Source organism: Bartonella sp. AP65SXKL, assembly GCF_042195725.1.
Classification (GTDB): domain Bacteria; phylum Pseudomonadota; class Alphaproteobacteria; order Rhizobiales; family Rhizobiaceae; genus Bartonella.
Genome location: NZ_JBHIOW010000012.1, coordinates 42,501 through 62,029, shown reverse-complemented (window position 1 = coordinate 62,029; position 19,529 = coordinate 42,501). Strand labels below are relative to the sequence as shown.

The window sequence follows — 19,529 nt, the reverse complement described above, 5'->3', positions numbered from 1 at the left end:
ATAGACGACATAAAGCCATCGACAATCGAATTAGCCAGATCTTCGCCCGCTTGTTCCATACCAGCCTTGGCAGCATCCGAGAGCTTTTCCTGTGTAAAAAAACTCTTCAACCATTGCCAAAAGTTGGAAAAGCTTTGTTTAACGCCCTCCCACAAATTGCCAAACCACTCGACAACAGCGCTAAGCTCTTGTTTAAACTTTTGCCAAGTTTGAGAGAAATCAAAAGCAGCAGCAATGATATTTTTCCATTTGGTGATGGTGGTGGTATCAGCACCAAAAAAGCGCATAACAGCTTCAAAGGCACGCCCAAAAGCCCGAGATACCCCCCGTGCAAAACCTTTGACAAATGAAGAAAAACGATCCCAATATTTCCACAAAGCAAAACCCGCAGCAAGGATGACAGCCACAACAGCAGCAATGACCGCCCCGATCGGGGTAAAAATACCCCCCACAACAGAGGAAATAGCTGCCCCAGCCACTTCTATCGCTGTCCCGATCCAACCAAAAGAGGCAGCAAATGCACTTCCTGAGACAGCAATCCCCCGTAAAGCCCCGACCAACAAGGTCATGGGGCGTAAGAGTCGGAGTGAACTTGCCCCAAGACCCGCGGTTAGCAAGCCCAGCGAGCGCCCTGCGGCTGCTAAGCCCCGCCAGCTTGCAGCAACACCACGACTGAGTACTCTAAGCTTGATAAAAGAGCCCATCAATTGAAGAAGCCCAAGACGTGTGCCAGCCATGGTAAAGCGCAACACGCGCAGAGCAATATTAAAAGCCATCAGGGCAGCAATGGTTTTGATAATGGCACTTGTTAAAGTGGGATGGGCATTCGCCCACGCCATAAGCCCATTAGTAAAATTACCAACAGTTTCCATGAGACTGTTGAGAGGAGGCAGAAGCACTTCACCAATGGTGATGCCCAGAGCTACAATACGGTTTTGCAAGAGTTCAAATTGCCGCATAGCACCGGTTGCTTGTTTGTCGGCTTCTTGCTCTACCGAACCTTTAAAGACTTGTGGATCTTTCACATAATCTAAAGCTTGCCCTAACAATTCTGGATTGCCCACCAATTTGGCAAAATCACCAGTAAAATCGCGCCCAGCAATGGCAATCAGCGAGCGCATGCCCTGTTCGGATTTACCCAACACATTAAAAAAGCGTACCAAGGTGCCGGTGGCATCTTTGTCCAGATCTTGCATAAATTTTTCGCGGGAAAGCCCGATATTGGCAAAAGCATCTTCAATATGTTTGCCTCCTGCCTGGATACGGGCACTCATGGCATTAAAACCACGCGCGGCACTCTCTGGAACAATCCCAGCAGAAATCATCGCTGTACCAAATGCCGCGGTTTCGCGCGCAGTGAGCTTAAACATGGTTGCCGCACCGGTGGCACGATTGGTAAAATCAGACACCTCACTGGCTTTTGCCGCCATGTGATTAGAGAGATGATTGATAGCATCGCCTAGATCTTCAATACCTACCTGATTAAGCTTAAAGACATTGCGCAATTTGGCAAAGCGCTCCCCAATCTGATCTCCCGTCATATCAAAAGCTACAGCCGCTTTGGCAGCATAAATGCTAAAAGCTTCCAGATCTTGTTCACCAATGCCTGCTTGGCTAGCACTGGTCATCAGTTCTAAAACCTCACGCGCCGCTAGAGGAATTTTTGTGGAGGTCTCAAGGGCAAAACGACGCAATTCTTTTAAGCGATCAAGGGGGGCATCGAGAACCTTTTCCAAGCCCTTCATCGATTGGTCAAATTGCATGGCTTTATAGAGCGGTGCAATTAAGGTTGCTGTTTGCGCAATCGCCCCCACCATACGTCCACGCGCATGGATAAAAGCATTTTCTGCATGGGCTGTAGCTTTCTTAAGATGCTCAGGGTCAAACCACCCTTTAAAATGCTGCCTTGTCTTGTTTTGGAAATGCGCAATATCGCTACTAAAGGCTGCAAGATCTCGCTTGGCAGAAGCGATCCCCTCTTGCAGATGATTAACAAAACGCACAACAAGAGAAACATCCATGATCGTCTCTTATCCTAACTGATGGCTTTCATATTCTTGAGCTTTCAGGCGCGCGAGTTCTTCTCGATAGGCAATCACATCCAGCCAATCCATCTGGTTAATCTCTGAAGGCGCCCAGTGATAATAAAGAGCTAGTTCTGCCCCAAATTGTCTGGCAGAGAGGATTGGCGTTGCGTAAAAAAAGCAAAAAAAGCCTTCAATATTGCGACAATATCCATCACATCAACTCGATCAATCAATTCAATAGATTCATGTGACATATCAGCCAAAAGTGCTGTGATGCCTTCTGTTGCCTCACTTGTGAACAAAACTTGAGAAAGCTTCGTGATAAGCACATCATTGCTCAAAGTTGTTTTTTGCTCTCCAAACTCAGGAAGCAGCAGCTCTGTCAATTGTGGTCCAATGAGCACCGCTAATTGCTTGGCATGCTTAAAAGTGGGGCGATAAAAGGTCAGTTTCTTGCAGAGAGATTCTTTGCCACCTTTATCTTGATAAGGAAGCGGAACCTGCAATTCCACGTCAATGCTGGTTTGTAAACTTGTCATGATCAATTCCTATAAATTGAGAATAGAGCGGCGGCGAGAACCGATCTCTTGCCCATTGCGGACAAGCCAGCCGCCCCGTTTAAAAGAAAAGCGGTGCAAAACAGAACCATCCCAAAATTCCGTATAGTCCCAAACATTTTTGATCTCGCAATCATAGCCTGTCGCTTTTCCAGCTGTTAAGCCTTCGCTATCGACTTTGACCAACCGCCCTGTCACATCAATGGAATGTTCATGCTCGCGTCCATCTTCTTCAGAGATCACATGTTTTTTGCCAGTAAATTTATGACGAAGACCAGGAGGACCACCAAAGATGCCGATAATTTCTGGTGTGTGGCTGCGGATTTTCATTTGTAAACTCAAAGCTTTCACACCAAGACCGCTCACATCAATTTGCATATCAGAGCCGCCCGGTTGATAGGTTTCGGTGATTTCTTCCAACGTAGGTAATTTGAGGGTTTCAAGATCAAGATGGAGATTCACATCATCATCAACAATCAAGGTAAAACCGCGCACAATGCGTAAAGTCATGCTTTAACTCCTTGCTGCTTTGCGATAAGTTTCAAGCGTATCGCCAAATTGATAAGTCATTTTCTTTTGGATATCTTGCGCCAAACGGTCAAAATAAGCGCTATTGCGCCGGCTGCCGAAACTCAAATCTTCTAAAGGTGGCACTTCTTCTGCATCAAATTCCACCCGCAATTTTCCCAATTGCAAAGTGCTGTTGGAATTTAAATCACGATCAAACCAAACCCGGCCACCCAAAAGCGCACCCCGCGCAATCAGATCATCAAGAAACTGTGTAAGGCTGCGGGTAATGGCAATAACATGTTGACCAGTAAGGTTTTCATCATTCGCCCAAGGGCGCAAATTGTTAATGATCGTTTTTTCCAAGGCTGCACGGGTGCGCACCACATTGACAAAGCGCCAAAGTGGATCACTGGAGGTGGTATGATTTCCCCATAAAATGCGCCCATTGGCAGCCATTTGCCCATGCGCATTTTGACTAAGTCGTGCTGGAATAAAGGTCGCAATATCGGCTTGGTTAAGGCGATTTGCCTCATGATCAATTTCGCCATCAAAATAGCTAATGGGGCGTGCTGTCCCTAAAATGCCATGCACATCTTGGTTGGAAGGAGACCAAAAAACACCGCCCCTTTGCTTGTCACGTTTGATAAACATGGCTGCTGCAAAAGGACTTGCGGGTTTAACACTAACACCCCCCTCACGATTTGCCACCCGTACAAAGGGGTCAATCAAATAACAAAAGCGTGAGGAAAAATCTGCACGATAGGCAAGGCTTTCTTCCGCATTTTTACCCCCCGTATCAAACACGGCAATGGCTTGCAACTTTTCTGCAACCTGTTCCAAAGCGTCTGCCACAGGGTTTTTGCCATTGTCAATCCGCCCTGCACTATAAGCCGGTGCTAAGAGAATTCCAGGTTCCACCCCCAAATGCCCCCGCGCATGCGCTAAGGCATGCACACCGGTCAAGTGAGTATTGGATCCCACCATTTCGGTTTGTGTCTCAGCAATGGTTGACTTTTCTTCCACACGCACAAGGATAATTTGTGCCTCAATCCCCTGCGCACACACGGCGTTAATCACATCAAGAGCCGTTCCCCTTCGCCCAAGCTTTTGGATTTTTTCTGTATCATGGGTGAAGACCAACACAGGCTCGTTAAGGGGAAAAACTTGGTTGTCAGCATCAGGGGCTGTAACAACCGCCCCAATAGCGGTCTGATCAAATGTTGCTAAAGGACGGGAATCCTCACCAGCCTCTACAATGCGTATCCCATGATTAAATTCTGTTGCCATCTTGCTCTCCAAATCAATGAAGAGACTATAACAACCATCATCATGCTCCATAAGACTGACACTGTCAGTCAAAAAGCTCTTTAAAGGGCTTTGAAAGAGCAATAAAAGGACTTAAAAACATATAAGCCTGCTCATACAAAAGCTATCCATTTGACTTGCGCTATTTTTGGTTTTGTATTTAATCTTTCCATAACCTTATAAGAACAGCGCCATCAGCTCCAGCGCCGCTTGGAGAGGAATCTCCATGAGAGCCAGCACCTCCGCCCCCAAAACCACGCCCTGCTTTTCCCGAACTATAGGAACCTTTGCCGACTCCTCCAGAGCCACCACGTGATGTATCACCTCCAGCATCGCCTCCATTACCGCTTGTTTTACTCGTAATTCCATTCGTTCCAGCATAACCATTTCCGCCTTTGGCAATTCCTAGATGTTCATCCGTTGCTAAACCAAAGTTTCCACCTGTTCCTCCAGCACCGCCATCGCCTGAATAGTAGGTAGTCGTACCACCACCAAATCCCGTGTGAGATTGATAGGCAGAAGCACCCCCACCACCATGTCCTCCTGTCGCCGTAATAAAATTCTTTCCAACAGCTGTTGTTCCTCCAGAATTTCCTGTCGCACTGCGTGATGCAACAGAAGCGCCTCCTTTACCAATGATGATATCCTGGTGACCGTTTAAACTGGCTTTATAGCCATACCATACCGTACAACCGCCACCGCCGCCACCGCCTCCTAAGTAATAAGAATAACCACCCCCACCACTGCCGCCGCCACCCCATGCTTGGATTTCGACTTTTGTGTTATCCGTTACCCAATCGGGCCATTGAATTTTCCCATCCTGTGTATAGAGCAATTCAGCATCAGCAAGAGCCGGCCAATTCGTGATTTTATTGGTCAAATCTTTTTTAAGACTCTTTATCTGTGCCAAGATGGCTGCATCCACTTGCGCCTTCGTATAAACAACATCACCATCAACCCTCAAAGGTCCTTTAAGCGTACTTCCACTTGTGCTTAAACTGGTAACTATTTCACCATTATGGGTGAGATTAAACGACGAATTACCCAAGATCTCCAAGTCGTCACCCATGGTGACTTTACTGGTAAATTTATTATAACTTTGCCATTCATTTGGGCTGGCTAAGCGACCATAGCTTGTGAGATCTTCATTGATCTTGGCTCTAAAATCATCAAGCCCCACGATATCTTCGGTTTTATGTTGGTGTGCGCCTAATAGAGAGACAGCACTGCCAAAAGTGAAGTTATTATTGCTTGATTTATAGAGAACATAATTATTTGCGGCATCTTTTGCGCCTTCGATATCGCTTAAATCGGCAAAAGTGAAGGTTTTATCCGCTGCCATTTTGCCATTGAGAGCGCTTTCTAGATCTGCGATTTCGTTGATCGTATGCGTGTGGTGTAAAGGTGCCTTTTCGTCTACCTTTTCCTCAACAGCCAAAAGAGCTTGATCAATTTTGGTCAAGTTTTCCCGCAAGATTGGGAATTCAGAACTGATAAAACGCCCCTCTTTAGGCAATTCCATGTCGAGTTTTTTGGTTTTGGTCATCTCTGTTCTCCCATCACAATATGCCAGCGCCAAAATCACTCACCATGGACCGCGCTGCTGGTCCACCGGTAAGCGTGAGTTTCAAGCGCGCTTGTTTGGCGCCTTTATCACTACTGGTAAATTTTCGTTCTGTCCAAAGTGGTTCAGCGAGTTGTTCTGTTTCGTCAAGTTTCAAAGGGGTGAAACCACCATCATCTAGTTGCATCTCCAGTGAAAAGGTTGCACCACCCGGTAAAAAGGTTTTGATATAGCTCGTTAACCTTGCTTTTTCACCAAAGGCAAAAGCACGCGTGACATAGGTCGCTTCCTTATGGATCTTTCCCGCGATCAATTGAACAGGCGCAAATAACACCGGTGAGAGTTTCTCTGTTCCTTTAAGAATAGCGCGAAGCTTGATCTTTTCACTGATATATTCAGTAAGACTGAGCAATTGAAAGGGAAGGAGTTGATAAACCGTGCCGTTGTTTCTTTCAATTTCAAAGATGACAGAACAATCGCTTGAAGGCAACTCAATGGCTGCGCGTATTTGTAAATCAGAGCAGTCCACAAGATCAAAAGTGCCTAAATCGACAATCTTTTCTGTTTGCCTATAGCGGGCAGCGAGCACCCGAAAGGCTAAAGCCTCATCTTGATGGGCTGTCCAACTTTGTGCGTTAACAGAAGAAAAGCGTGGACCGGTCACGTAAGGGTGACTCGAGACATATCTCTGGTGTTCTGCATCAAAATCTCCAAGCTTTGCTAGTGAAACAGAATGATCCGCATCATCGGTTTTAATGACAAAAGCCGTTAAGCGGTCATCCATCACAAGGAGTGGTACATCATAGCGTGCTTCTGCCCAACCTAGCTTTGCGCCCTTCATAGAATAAAAGCTTTGCGCTTGAATATCGGCGGTAGGATAGCCGTTTTCTGTGGTCACCAAATCAATCACCAGATCATGGTTCTGATTGCCGATTTTGCAAAGATGAAAGTCAATACCGGTGATTTGCCGTGTTTCATCGGGGGTAAAAACTTGCGCTTGTGGGTCCACTTGCGTCCATATCTTCACCGTGGTGGTGCGCCGCATCACTTTCACATCAATCACGCCTTGACCGGTAAAAAGCCCTGTTGCAATTGTTCCACCTTTTCCCCGTGCCACAACGTTTTTTGTGCCAGCCGTAATATTTTGTGGAATCGTGAAAGCGCCCTCAAGGGTGCCCTTGCTATCGGCAATAAGGAGACTCTTTGGTAAAACATTCACACCATCAAAGGTAAGACTTTCCAAGATTTCGCTACTGCCAAAACCTTCAATTTTAAAGTGAAGGGTAATTTGTCTTAAAAAGTCGATTTGTTCTTGGTGTGTGTTGATGAAATTATCGCTTACTTCTGTTCTACGTATGGTACTGCCGCGATGTTTTCCCATAATGATTTGATTGGTGATACCCGAGAGCCAATCGGTGCGTTGTTCATGCCAAAAGTCTGTTGCGGGTTCAAGGGTTACTGTACCAGGCAGGGGTGCAAAATTTTGATAAGGATTGATTTTTTCGCAAGCCGTTGTCAACTCTTGCGCAATGATCACTTCATTTGTCCAGTCAAGGGTGACAGGCGCTTTTAAAGGAGCAGTATAGAATGTTGGGTCAATGGCAAGCTGCAAAATGCCGTTGCCTACAGCCCCCGTTTGTTGAAAGCCTTCATCTCTATAAGAGTCATCAAGAAAGGGATCAGCGAACATGCCTTTTTTGGCAACAGGCTCTTTAGAGTCAACATTGCTTTTAATCCGTTCTAATTGCATCAATCGATCAAGCGAAAGCACTCGTTGAAAATAGCGCCACATTTCATCATAGGGGGCAACCCGTGTGCCATCATTGACCACAACCGGCGTTTCAAGCCAATTGTTGGTAATCGTTGCAAGGGACAACACATCATCAGGGACACTCGGTGCCATGGGATGATCTACTGAGATACCTTTGATGTAAACCACATTGCCCCCTGTGTTCAGTCCTATGCGGTCAATGCGGGGTAATTTGTAAGTGTAACTGACGATAATATCACCACCCTCCGCACCCCCTGAGACAGTGATTTCCTGCGCTGTTACCTTATCAGCCGTGATTTTTGCGCGATAGCGGTAAGTCACCTTATAGCTGCTCCCTGCTAAAGGTTCGTCTCCCACCGGTGCCCAATCAATGGTGTCTCCTGTTTTTTTAAAATCTGTGCCTTCTTTAAATTCCTTGCTTCCTTGAACGATTTTGATAAACGCGGTGATGCTTTTATCAGGAACACCATCACGCCCAGCGGCAACGGCACCACGGGTGACGTTAACGGTTTTTTCTTTTGTCAACAAAAGAGACTGAATATCGGCAATAGGAAAATAATAGGGTTTAAAGGTGAAACTTGTTTTCCCTTTTGGGGGCGCAAAAATATGCGTTTCGCTAGGAACAACGCTTGTCGAAAAATCTTGCATCTCTTCATGGCGCAAGGCGGCAAGGCGTTTACGTTTAAAGCCATTGATATTGGCTTCTCCTTCTTGAATACTAAACACTTGGCAACCATTATTTGCTCCCAATGCGCTCACACGGCAGCCACTCACGATATAATGCCCATGGGCGCGGTCGTACGTCGCAATAGCTTGCATGGCGGGTTCAAGCAGTGAGGGTGATTTTTGATCAATCAGAACACCATCTTGCAAGATATAAACGGGAAAGAAAGTGCCATTCTGCTCATCCTCTTTCAGTGCCCAAACAAGCTGTGCTGTTTCGCGTGCGGCACCAGGCTCTCCTTCTGCCAATGTGCCAGGGACTTGCCCCAATAGCTCTGGATCATCCTCATGGGTTATCCATTTTTTTTGCAGCTTCACACCAATTTCCAAGCGCCCAATCATGGCAACATTGTTGAGTACAGCGGGTGCAACGGGGAAAATATCGCCTGCGATATAAATTTTGCCATCCGTTAAAGTGACGGTCCTTGTCTCTTTGTTGACAAAAGCATCAGCCCGTTCAACGCGGTCTCCTTCTTGTGCCACAAGGCGTCCCAAACGGTCATGACGCCCCCTGATGATGGTTTGAACCTCATTTAGTTCACCACTTTGAATAAAGGGACGCGTGCCATAAAAGACAACGCTTTGTTGTTCCTCTTTGCCGCGAGATCTGTCAATTGCAAAGGGTAAACCACTTTCATGCTTCATGTTAAAACCTCAATAAAATTTTGAATTGTTCGCGAACATCAGCACGCAAAGGAATATTGATAGGTGTTTTGAGAATTTCTACACCACCACGCAGTTCATGAGCTCCAAGCCAAAGCTTGCCAGGAGGGGTTTGTTGTGCAAGAGAGCCATGAACGAGAATGGAAACAAAAGCTGCTTGTTTGCCATCAACATCGTGAAAATCTGTGCGGGCTGCAACAAGAAGCGCCGTGCCCATCGGGGAGGGCTGGAATCTGCCGCTTGAATGGTTATAAACACCATCCAAAGCCTGTTCGACAGGCGCTACAGCATAGCATCTGCGAAACCCAATCACGCTATTTTGGCTGTCTTTTAACACGAGATAAAGCGTGCGACCATGAAACCATTCTGCCATAAGCATATCGCGTTCATGTTTTTTGACCGAACACCACGGAAAATTTGCCAAATCCCAAGGATAATCAATTTGGTTCCAGCTTAACTCCTCGTCAAAGTCATCTATCCAATTACCAATAAGCCTGCCTTCTTCTCTTGTGAGCGTGTGATTGATTTCTGTTGTGCGTCCAAAGGAAAACAAAGTGTCCCCAGCTGTTAAACGAACACCGCTTTCATACTCCAACATGCTGTCATCAAGGCGTGACATATTGCATTCAACAGCTTGCACATCATAACCATAGGTCCCACGGCGAAAATCAGAGCGCAAACTTTTGGAAAGGTCGGTAATCGCTTCAATAGCTTCAAGGCTTTTGCGTTCAGGCAACTGATCAAAATCAAGTTGAAAGGAATTCCACCATGCTCGCCCCGTCCAGGCGGGTTGAAAGCGTGCCGAAATCCCTAGCCATTCAAGCCCTATCTCTATTGCCGCAAGGGAGCCGCGAATATTTTGCCATGCAAGACCCTGATCAATTAAATCATAAAGGTTAGAGAAATAAGGGTTTAATTCTTGTAAGCCATATTCGTCTATTAAAAAGGGCAACCAAGAAGGCGAACGCGTAATAAATTTCGCGCGGGGTATTTCTTCGAGTGCCATTTTAACGTGAGGGTCAAGAGCCATTGCTTCTGCAAAACAACGTTCAAACAAGCTCGAATTTGGGGGCAAAAGTGAGGAAAGCATCAATAAGCACGCCCCCGTTCAGACAAAACAATATCCCCTAGTGCGACGGCTTCATCCGGTGCGACCAAAATATCCTCACAAGGTTGCGTTATGTTCACATGGTGAACGCCCTCAACCATCAAGCGGCTTAGTATCCAACTTAAAGACAAATCACGCCCAAGCCTCCATGCACGCGCCCATTCTGCTCTTAAATTCTGCTCCGCTCTTTCCAAAACAAAGGAGCCTTCATCCGGTAACAACCAAAAATCAGCAGAAACATTGATCATCCGCTGTACCGCGCTTTTCACCAGGATGTGGTCATTGGTCATTTTAACATGGGGGGCATCAAGGGCGGCTTGCACCTTGGCAATTAAAGCTTCATCTGCCACCCCTGATGGGCTATCACTAAAAAGAGCCACATGAATAATCGGGCTTTTACCCTCACGATAAACAAAAGCATCTTTGACATGGATATCGCTTGAGAGGGCAAAATATTGATAACGTGGCGCTGTGCCCCCTGTGGAATGTCCTTGTCTATTCAAGCGAATGCGGCGGCGAAACCGCTCATCATCTTCATCCAAAAGGCGCGTGACCCCATGAAAATCCCCCAAATGATCTAAACTTGTTCCACGCGCAAATGTGAGTAAATTATCCCGCGCCACTTCATTAATTCGCTGGCGCAATAGAAACTCTTCATAAGCCGCCGCTTGCAATTGAATGACCACGGGATCATAAGCCGTCTTTTCCACATTATAAGGAATATGATGCGCTGCAAAAAGCTCAGTCAAACGCGTGATCTTTTGCTCTAAAATTGCTTCAACAGAAAGCTCTTCAATAATTTGTGGCAGAGGGAGTTGTGGAGGGGGAATCTGTGAAAAGGATAAAGGTTCAAACTCAGTCATCACCAACCTCTAAATTGATGCTCATTGGCTCTTTGTGTGACCAATCCCCCAAATGCCCATTGGGATAAAAAACACCCGTTAAAACAAAATGGAATGTGCCTTCACGCGTTGCTTTTGTCAGATCAATCCTCTGCAACGAGAACCCAGGCTCTCCACACTCTGGATCATCGAGTGCTTCAACAATTGCTTGATAAAGCTGCATCATCGTCGCAGGATCAGCATTGGCATCTTGGAATGCTCCAACATCACATCCATAATGACGACGCAAAACCCGTGTCCCAATTCTTGTCGTCAGACATTTACGAAGTGACTGTTGGCAATGCGCCCAACCATACAAGAGAGAGCCATCCTTTTCGCTCATCCCGCACCGCATGCTTTAAGCCCCTTTGCTTGTCTTTGTGGTAGAGACCGTTGGGGCCGCAGCAACAACAGGGGCTGGTTTTTCAGCGATCTGACCAAGCAGCAACGGATATTTAGCCGCTTCCTCACTTAAACAAATTTCCTCACCCTTGCCTGGTGAACGCTTGCCTGCAACAAAATCGGCATTGGTTAAAATAACATAAGTGTTCTCACGCATGATAAAACTCCTTTAAAGAGGGGAAGAGGTTGTGGAGGGACCCATTTTGACCCCACCGTGTTTGTGGCTTGCGCCAACAGATTTTTGATTGTGCTGTAAATCTTCTGCTTGAATATGCACACTACCCGTTAATTCAACACGGGTTGATTGATGAGAAAGCACCAAACCTTTTTCACTCAAATGGATTTGGTTTTCCCCATGGGAGAGAATAAGTTCATCTTTTGTCATTCGCAAAGCGCCACCGGCATAACAGAGCGCCAACTCTTGGAAAGAGCGTGCGGGATTAGGCGCATCCTCACTATAGCTATCGCGCACCACCAGAGAAGCAGAACCAATTTCGCCATGGGGGTTTAACAAGCGCACCGGATCACCAACATGGAGGGGCATATTGCTTGAGAGAGCGCCAGAAGCTTCTTGCGCTTGTAGCCAAGGCGATAAAACCGCTTGTCCATTAGAACCCTGTTCGCAAAGTTTCACCCGCACCCTATGACCATCAACTTGCACAACCCGCCCGATCATGTGCTGGTTGGCAAGACAGCGTTCAAGCGCATCAAGACGCTTCATGATTTGTCGAAAGGTATCACTTAAGAGATGTGCATCATTCATGCCCCCACCTCATTGTCCCATGAAATCAAACCACTTTTGAGTTGTCCCTCATCACAAAAAATATCCTGTCCCAACTGATGCAAATCTTGGTGCCATTCCACCACGCTTATCGATACACCACGCTGCTTAATCGCCGCAGAGATAATCGGTTCAATTTGCACCTCACGCGGGGCACTCAAATGCGTTAGCCCCCACAATTGCCCGCTATGACAAAGCACCGCAATGGCTTCTGCTAAAAGCCAACTGGAAACATCACGCTCTTTACCTGTGGTAATAATAAAAGCCCCTAAATGAAGATCAGCACTCATGTGTCCACTTGCTACAGGATTCAAACGGCTTTCTAACACCGCAACACGCACGGCTGGTGCCACCAGCATTTGTGTTTCAAGTTCTTCTAAATTAAAACGTCCAAATTGACAGCCGCAATCACGCACATCCGGTAAAGCGCCTTTAAGGCTTCTTATCACCGCTTCACGAAACTGATTAATGCGCCCTGCTTGTGTAATCGTTTGACTCATGAAAAGACCCTTTCCAGCCAATCTTCTGCCGCTTTGACAATTTCCACTTTATTGTGCTCTGAAAGCCCCAAATAAGGGCGTGCGGGCATGGTCACTTGATGCACACAAACAAAGCGGTGTGCATTGCCGCTTTTAAGAAAAAAGCGCAGTGTCTTGCCATTTTTCGGGCGAATAACCCCACCCAATTGATGAATCCGCGCATAAACCAACCCAGAGCCCACAATCACCTGTTCTGGTGAAGCTTTCATATCAATGGAGCGTGAAAGCGCCCCACTGGCATAAAGAATGGAGGTGCGAGCATGATTGTTTTTCCACTTCTCTCCTTGAGCAGAATTTTTTTCGCTTTGAATCCGCCGCCTTGTGCTTTCTTGGATGAGACGCCCAACCCCTTGTGCCAAAGTCCCCATCGAGCTATCAGCGCCCTTTTGCAAAAAGGATAAAGCCGCTTCAAGCCCTGTCTCTTTAATCTCAATATGGGTTGCAACAGACATGTTACCTTCCCATCAAACGCGGCTTGGCATGAAAAAAAGCCCCATCACGAACCGGTCCATCTTCGCTCATAATTTTAGGTTCATCTATGCCTAAACCCGCTTTGCCTTCGGCAATACGTTTCAAGAGTTCAACCGCCTGTTTGTAACGATCTTCAATAGTCGTGGTCAGTGCCGTATGGCGTATGGCTAAATTATAAACAGCAATATTGACACAGATCATACCCAGAGCCGCCGGCTGTCCAGCAATGGGGATTGAGTAGCGATGAGACAAATGCACATCAATCTCACCACTTGCCTGTTCGAGCGCGCGGGCAATGGCTTGCTCTGAAAAAACTGGATCAGAGTTCTCATCCATCCCACACAAATCATCCAAGAAGTCATCACCCCAGAGCTCTTCAATCAATGTTTTGCTTGCATAAGCCATGTTTAAAAGTTTCCCTTAGACAACTTCTTGCAACAAAACACCGGCATCTTTTGCGGCAACCAATTCACACACACGTTCCCCCACACGCACCCGTTTGCCGCCTGATAAGCCGATATCTGGATCTTGGATCACTCCAGACAAACGTTCGCCCAACTGGGCGCTAAAGCCCCAACTGATCACCGAACCATCTGCCTGTTGTTTGGTAGGATCAATATAAAGCAGTGCAATCTTATTGCCCCACACGCGTGCCAATTGTGCCGAACGCCCTTTACGTGCCAAATTCACTTGCGATTCACCAATGAGTAAACGATCGGGGTGTATTTCCATCAGATCAGCAAATTGCGCCTTGGTGACAAAACCATCAGCAGTGCCACCCCCTTTAACAGCTTTGATGATTTTGGGATGACGTTTGAGTTTTGACCAAACAACTTTGCCCATAACAATGGTGTTGGGTGTATAGACGAGACTTTTATCCATGGCCTCATCTAAAGTGGCATAAGGGTCAGATTTCTCATAATCGCTAAATTTATTTTCACCCTTAAGCGTAATCACCCGCTCTGGTGCGTAATTTTCACTTCTTTGCACAAGGGCTGCAACACGCACTTCACGCCCCAATTCCAGCAAATTGGCAAGTCCCTCTACAGCTGTCTTTTCGGGGTTATAACGAGAGCGCTTTTCTGCTCGTGCGCGTGCCGCTGCTTCAATATCTGAATTGGGGATAAGATCATCAAGTCCGTAATCTTTGACACTGGCTTCCCGTTCAAAGGCAGAAAATTCCACCACATTCGGGCGCCCTTTCCGCCCAATCTCAAGTTCAGGCACGGTAAAATTTTCCGCTAAGGGAAATTCACTATATTTAAACACCTCACTTAAAACACAAACGCGTGGCAAAACTCTATCGCCAATAAGAGAGCCAGCTGGATTGCGATAACCAATAGCAATAGCGGTGAGTGTTGGATCAATGGGAAAAGGTCTGTTCATCATAAGCCTCGATTAATTAATTTTAAAAGAAATAACATCACCAGCAGAACCATCACTCATGGCAATACCAATGGTGCGATCTGCAGCTTCCGCTTTAATGGCGTGTCCTTTGGGGTCAGAGGTCAAAAAATCACCAAAGGAAACATTGCCTCCACAAACCACTTCGCCCCAACCACATTGGCCAACATCAATCATCTCACCAGCCTTGGCACTCAATGACCCAGCAGTCCCTAATAATTTATCACCCTTACCAGAAGCCGTTGCCACCATTCCATCACCGCGCGCTGCAACAATGCAATAAGGTGAAATCACATCTATGGCGCGAAAAGATTTAATTAAAATCATCGTACTCATGATTGGCGCTCCTTTTGTTCGCAAATATAATCAACTGCTTGGCTAATGGTGATGTCGAAACCTTTTTGCTTCTGCTCTTCCTTATAATGGCGTGCCGCAACAGCAACCTCTTCTGGCGCAAGCTTTGGTTCTTGTGCTAAGGCACACACTTCTAGAGGGCTTGTTGAGGCAAGCGCCGGCAACTTCTCGACCAAACTTTTAAAATGCTCCATCCCCCCTTCAAGGCTACAGAGCGCACGATATTCCTCGCGAGCAGCCGGCAAAATCTTGCCCTCTTCAATGGTCTTGTCTAAAAGACTCTCAATGGCACTGTTTTTTTGCTCTTCTTGCAAAAGCGCTAAATCTTCTCGCGCTTTTGTTAATTGGGCATTTAATTCCACGCGTTCCTTTTCGCGCGCTTTAAGCGTTGCTAAAATCTCATCCGCTTTAGCATCTTCTGCCAGTGATAGTGCACTGGCAATGGCTGTCAAATCCATCATTTTCTCCGTCAAAGTTATAGGGGAAGGCTGTTCACGGCTTAAAGCCGTCATGACAAGGGCTGGACGGTTCACCAAACCAGCACCGGCTAAATTTAAAATTTCACCTTTCTTGGAATGGCGAAACTCAGGCGAAAGATAGCGATATTCTTGGGAAACAATCTTTTTAGCGGCCATATCGGTCCATTTAACACGCCCCCAAATCGCACCATCCCGCTCTGCTAATTCTTCAATCCAGCCACTTGCAGGTGCTTCTAGACCATTTCTCGCACGGTGATGTTGCCCATGCTCATAATCAATCACAAGCGGTCCTTTATTGGCTGCAAAGGCTTTTAAAATAGTTTGCGGGTTATAATGCCATTGTCGTCCATCACGTGCCTTCACATGGGGCGCTTTGGGCAAAAGCTCTACCCATTCAGGCGCTTGGCTAACGGTAGCGTCTTGGCAAAGATCTATTAACGCAGCATGAAATGTTTCTGCATCCCCATCTTTTTGATCTTCGTGAAATTCCTGTTCCATACATTGCCTATTGCTTTACAATTGTCATTGGCAATACAATGCATGAAACTTACTCCCACTATAAGTCTGACACTGTCAGTCAAAAGAGCATTTCTCAAAAAAGCACTCTTTTCCCTATTCTTCTCCTTGTGAGAGAAACCCCCGTGCCAAACCATCCCATAAAATCGTTTTCAAAGGCACTTCAAAGGCGATAGAGCGCCGTCGTGAAGTTAGAGGTACAATTTATCGTCTTATACAAAAAAAGCCCCTCTCAAGCCGTTTTTTTAAAGATTGCTTTTTGGCTTAAAAACATTATATCATTGGAGGTAAGGCGTGAGCCAGTTTTGCCAGGACGGTTTTACCGGATCTGCGAGGAGTTGACCGCCCTCCACGCCTTCTCATTTTTCTCGACACCAGTTCCTTCTCACAAACACCAACAGAGCTTTACGGTGTTTTCTTTACAACAACCGTTCATCCTTCTTTTCCCTTTTAAAGAAAACACCCCCAAACACTCTTATAAAATTGTTTTCAAAGACACTGGCGACAGAGCACCATTTTTTTAAAGATTGCTTTTAAACTTTTAAACTGTTACATTATCCGCGAGGCGTGAGCCAGTTATACCAGGACGGTTTTACCGGATCTGCGAGGAGTTGACCGCCCTCCACGCCTTCTCTTTTTCCTCGCCTCTTTTCCGTTAAGAACACAAGACTTTCTTCCTGTTGTTCTCTTTACAACAACCTCTCGCCCTTTTTTTCAGCCGCATCCAATAAGCGTCCAATTTCTCTAGAGCTTTTTTTATGCATGGAGGTCAACCACCATTCTTGTTTGCTTGCCACGAATTTAACTGCTAAGCGCCACCATACCCCATCATTTTCACCCAAAAACACAACGCTCGGTACACCTTTTCGCCTGATAATGCCATGGGGGCGGATGAGCGTTTGAATGGCGCCCCGAAAATCATCCAAGCGAAGATCACGCGCTTGATGCTCTAACAAAATATGTTTCACACTGTCTGCGGATAAGCGAATAAGAGAATTTTCCGCTGCAAAAACATCACGCACCTTTTGGATCATTGGGGCAATGGGAATAAATCCACGCGGCATATGTCCTTCAAACATGGCTTCCAAAAGTGGTGAACCCACAATATCTTCAATGGCAATGCGTTTGTCATTGTCCCCCATCACAGAGACTTTATCACTCAAAAAATTGCTTAAGTTTTGCGCGCGATGTTTCCCAGGGTTCAAATGCCAACCAGGATCAATCCCCTTTGGTATCTTCTCAATTTTCCCCGTTCGCTTATTGTGCCAAACCTGCTTTTCAACATGAAGTGGCTCTGCCCCCTCTTCATAGCCTAAATCTTCTGCTTCATAACGGCTTACCTGTCGCACACTACATTTACACCGCCAGCCATTGGGTGGATAAAGCCAATCCCAAACCGGATCATCAACGGGTGCGGTAAACCCCACCCAACTTTCATGTTCTAAACGCTTATGTTCTGAACTCGACAAAGCATAGGTGAGATAGGGCAAAAATTCTTTATTATTTTGTGTGCGCTCCCACTCACCTGCTGCATGCGCACTCATGGTATTGGCCCAATAGACCGTCTCTAAGCGTCGCGGGCTGCCCAATTGTACCACGCTCTTTTCACCAGTTTTGGGGTCAATGCTGGCCTTTTTACCCCACCAACCCTTTTCCTGTAAAATCGGCATCAAATTTTTTTGAAATTCTTGAAAAGGAACTTGATGTTTTATAGCCTCTCCAACCGCTTGTTTAAAATCCTCCAAAATATCATAGCCTAGCGATTTTGCCACCGTAAAGGAAAAGGCATGTTCTTCTGGTGCTATATCACGCCAATCAAAGCTTGGAACAAGTGCCTTGGCTTCAAAATAACGGATAACCTCTTTAGGGGCGGTTTTAAAAAGTTCCTCATCCATGATACCCAAGCCCACGTGCAATCATTTGTACTTTTGCCAAGCGCGCTGCTAATGCGTGATGATCCATCTCACCTAGCAATTCATCTAAGCCTTTTAGGATATCCTCATAACTTTTTGCTTCTCTCACAAGCTTTTTAAAAGGCTCTAAAAGGGGTTCTAAGTCCTCTTCCCAGTCGCTTAAAGCTTCTTGTGAAAGTCGGTCCAATTCGTCGTGATGTTTCCCACCCTTCTCTTTTGCACCCTTGCTCTCTCTTGTCACAGAAACATCAAAAACACCTCCACAATCAGCACAAACATGAGCCTTTTCTCCCCTCTCATCATCAAGCGCATTATCAGGAGCCTTTAAAACATCCTCTTCCTTTTTTGGTTGCGAAAAACCAATCTTATTGCGCACTTCTTGCGCCCCAACACGCAAACCTAAAGGCACAAGTTTTTCCAGCGCATCACTAATCGCTTTAATGTCTTCATTTTCCGAAATCGGCCAATAGACAAGGGGGTAGCGCTCTTGGCGCCCAAAATTAATCTCAACAAAAGGCACAATCAAATCACGATTAGCCGTCAATGCCAATTGGCGTGCATCAGCTCTGGCAATATCATGACGCACATTTTCATGAATGCGCGCTTGCGAAAAAGACGCACCATCATCCGTCGTCATGGTTTGCCCCAACACACCTTTAGAAATTTGTCGATCTAAATATTCCGCCTTAGAAGCAAACACCGCATTGCCACTGCCCCCTGCCGCTTCAATAAATTCAATCTCCATTTCTTTGGGAATAATCGCTGCCGCATCACTGGATAAATCACGCACCGCTTGAATGAGAACCCGTCGCTCCTCATGAGAAGAGCTTGCCCCATATTTACCCACACGCAAAGGCATGCCATAAACTTCTAAAAATGCCATCCAATCTTTTAAGGTATAAGATTTAAACAAAAAAGCCCAAGCTGCAAGCCGTGCAAGCCCAGAACGAATAGGCAAACCGCTTTTCAACTTGGGTCTGTGAATAGAAAATTTATAAGCAGGCAATTCACTTCCATTAAAAGACCCCTCTTCTTTTAAACGCAAATGAAAACCATCCCGTCGATCCAATTGAAAAAACCGCTGGTCACGCCATTTCCAAGCAACCGGCCACCATTCCTTGGCACTCTTGTCCCACAAAGTTTCAACAACCGCATAGCCTTTTCCCAAAGCATCTAACAAATCCGTGACATAATCATCAACAAAGGTAGGCGCACTAATCACTTCCCGCACCGCATCTGCTATCTTTTTGTCCTGTGCACTGTTGCTTGCGGCAATCACTCCAGGCTCCACCCCTGTGAGAGCATTTTTACGCATGCCAAGCACAGCACGATAATGCAAATCACGCTCTTCCATATCATCGGCAAGTTGAAAAAACTGCTCTGGATGCCCCTGTGCTGCCTGTTGCAAAATATCAGCAAGTTGCGCAGGGGTCAGACCACTGACAATGGTTTGTGACCATACATCACGAATACCATTAACGGTAGGGCTTGCGACTTCCCTCTCCAACCCTTTGATATTAAGCGCCCTGCCCCACTGATCTAAAAGTTTTACCATCTCATC

Annotated in this window: 19 protein-coding genes; all 19 read right to left on the bottom strand. The window is 46.2% G+C overall.

All coding sequences use genetic code 11. The features are described 5' to 3' along the window. On the bottom strand, positions 1-2,021 hold a 2,021-nt coding region (locus ACFIMP_RS07660; RefSeq protein WP_375686210.1), incomplete at its 3' end, for a phage tail tape measure protein. A gap of 131 nt (positions 2,022-2,152) precedes the next feature. Then, a complete protein-coding gene (locus ACFIMP_RS07655; protein ID WP_273790101.1) occupies positions 2,153-2,566 on the bottom strand; it encodes a hypothetical protein in 414 nt (137 codons plus the stop codon). A 9-nt stretch (positions 2,567-2,575) separates the two neighbouring features. Next, complete coding sequence (locus ACFIMP_RS07650; protein ID WP_015856800.1) at positions 2,576-3,094, bottom strand: phage major tail tube protein; 519 nt, start codon at positions 3,092-3,094, stop codon at positions 2,576-2,578. A 3-nt stretch (positions 3,095-3,097) separates the two neighbouring features. Further along, complete coding sequence (locus tag ACFIMP_RS07645) at positions 3,098-4,381, bottom strand: phage tail sheath C-terminal domain-containing protein (protein ID WP_375686214.1); 1,284 nt, start codon at positions 4,379-4,381, stop codon at positions 3,098-3,100. A gap of 178 nt (positions 4,382-4,559) precedes the next feature. Beyond that, positions 4,560-5,945, bottom strand: a complete 1,386-nt coding sequence (locus ACFIMP_RS07640) for a Bgr_08870 family protein (protein WP_375686209.1) — start codon at positions 5,943-5,945, stop codon at positions 4,560-4,562. A gap of 13 nt (positions 5,946-5,958) precedes the next feature. After that, entirely contained in the window at positions 5,959-9,102 is a 3,144-nt protein-coding gene (locus tag ACFIMP_RS07635) for a DUF4815 domain-containing protein (RefSeq protein ID WP_375686208.1), read from the bottom strand. A gap of 1 nt (position 9,103) precedes the next feature. After that, on the bottom strand, positions 9,104-10,210 hold the full coding sequence (locus ACFIMP_RS07630) for a phage tail protein (RefSeq protein WP_375686207.1): 1,107 nt from the start codon (positions 10,208-10,210) through the stop codon (positions 9,104-9,106). Further along, complete coding sequence (locus ACFIMP_RS07625) at positions 10,210-11,091, bottom strand: baseplate J/gp47 family protein (RefSeq protein WP_375638668.1); 882 nt, start codon at positions 11,089-11,091, stop codon at positions 10,210-10,212. Before ACFIMP_RS07625 ends, ACFIMP_RS07630 begins: the two co-directional genes overlap by 1 nt. Further along, positions 11,084-11,464, bottom strand: coding sequence for a GPW/gp25 family protein (locus ACFIMP_RS07620; protein ID WP_375638670.1), 381 nt, complete (start codon positions 11,462-11,464; stop codon positions 11,084-11,086). The genes ACFIMP_RS07625 and ACFIMP_RS07620 overlap by 8 nt, the downstream gene beginning before the upstream one ends. Positions 11,465-11,467: 3 nt before the next feature. After that, positions 11,468-11,668 carry a hypothetical protein gene (locus tag ACFIMP_RS07615; protein ID WP_375620339.1) on the bottom strand — a complete coding sequence of 67 codons (201 nt, stop codon included), beginning with the start codon at positions 11,666-11,668 and terminating at the stop codon, positions 11,468-11,470. A gap of 12 nt (positions 11,669-11,680) precedes the next feature. Beyond that, complete coding sequence (locus tag ACFIMP_RS07610; protein WP_375686206.1) at positions 11,681-12,274, bottom strand: baseplate assembly protein; 594 nt, start codon at positions 12,272-12,274, stop codon at positions 11,681-11,683. Next, the gene (locus ACFIMP_RS07605) at positions 12,271-12,792 is read right to left on the bottom strand and encodes a hypothetical protein (protein WP_375686205.1); all 522 of its coding nucleotides are present in this window, start codon (positions 12,790-12,792) and stop codon (positions 12,271-12,273) included. The genes ACFIMP_RS07610 and ACFIMP_RS07605 overlap by 4 nt, the downstream gene beginning before the upstream one ends. After that, on the bottom strand, positions 12,789-13,283 hold the full coding sequence (locus ACFIMP_RS07600) for a phage virion morphogenesis family protein (RefSeq protein WP_375686204.1): 495 nt from the start codon (positions 13,281-13,283) through the stop codon (positions 12,789-12,791). The genes ACFIMP_RS07605 and ACFIMP_RS07600 overlap by 4 nt, the downstream gene beginning before the upstream one ends. Position 13,284: 1 nt before the next feature. Then, positions 13,285-13,707, bottom strand: coding sequence for a gp436 family protein (locus tag ACFIMP_RS07595; protein WP_375624209.1), 423 nt, complete (start codon positions 13,705-13,707; stop codon positions 13,285-13,287). Between the two features lie 15 nt (positions 13,708-13,722). Continuing rightward, entirely contained in the window at positions 13,723-14,688 is a 966-nt protein-coding gene (locus ACFIMP_RS07590) for a major capsid protein (protein WP_375686213.1), read from the bottom strand. A 12-nt stretch (positions 14,689-14,700) separates the two neighbouring features. Continuing rightward, the gene (locus ACFIMP_RS07585) at positions 14,701-15,042 is read right to left on the bottom strand and encodes a hypothetical protein (RefSeq protein ID WP_375633724.1); all 342 of its coding nucleotides are present in this window, start codon (positions 15,040-15,042) and stop codon (positions 14,701-14,703) included. After that, a complete protein-coding gene (locus ACFIMP_RS07580; protein ID WP_375686203.1) occupies positions 15,039-16,037 on the bottom strand; it encodes a phage protease in 999 nt (332 codons plus the stop codon). The genes ACFIMP_RS07585 and ACFIMP_RS07580 overlap by 4 nt, the downstream gene beginning before the upstream one ends. A 707-nt stretch (positions 16,038-16,744) precedes the next feature. After that, the gene (locus tag ACFIMP_RS07575) at positions 16,745-17,950 is read right to left on the bottom strand and encodes a phage head morphogenesis protein (protein WP_375686202.1); all 1,206 of its coding nucleotides are present in this window, start codon (positions 17,948-17,950) and stop codon (positions 16,745-16,747) included. Then, complete coding sequence (locus tag ACFIMP_RS07570) at positions 17,943-19,523, bottom strand: DUF935 domain-containing protein (protein WP_375686201.1); 1,581 nt, start codon at positions 19,521-19,523, stop codon at positions 17,943-17,945. Before ACFIMP_RS07570 ends, ACFIMP_RS07575 begins: the two co-directional genes overlap by 8 nt. Positions 19,524-19,529: the final 6 nt, after the last annotated feature.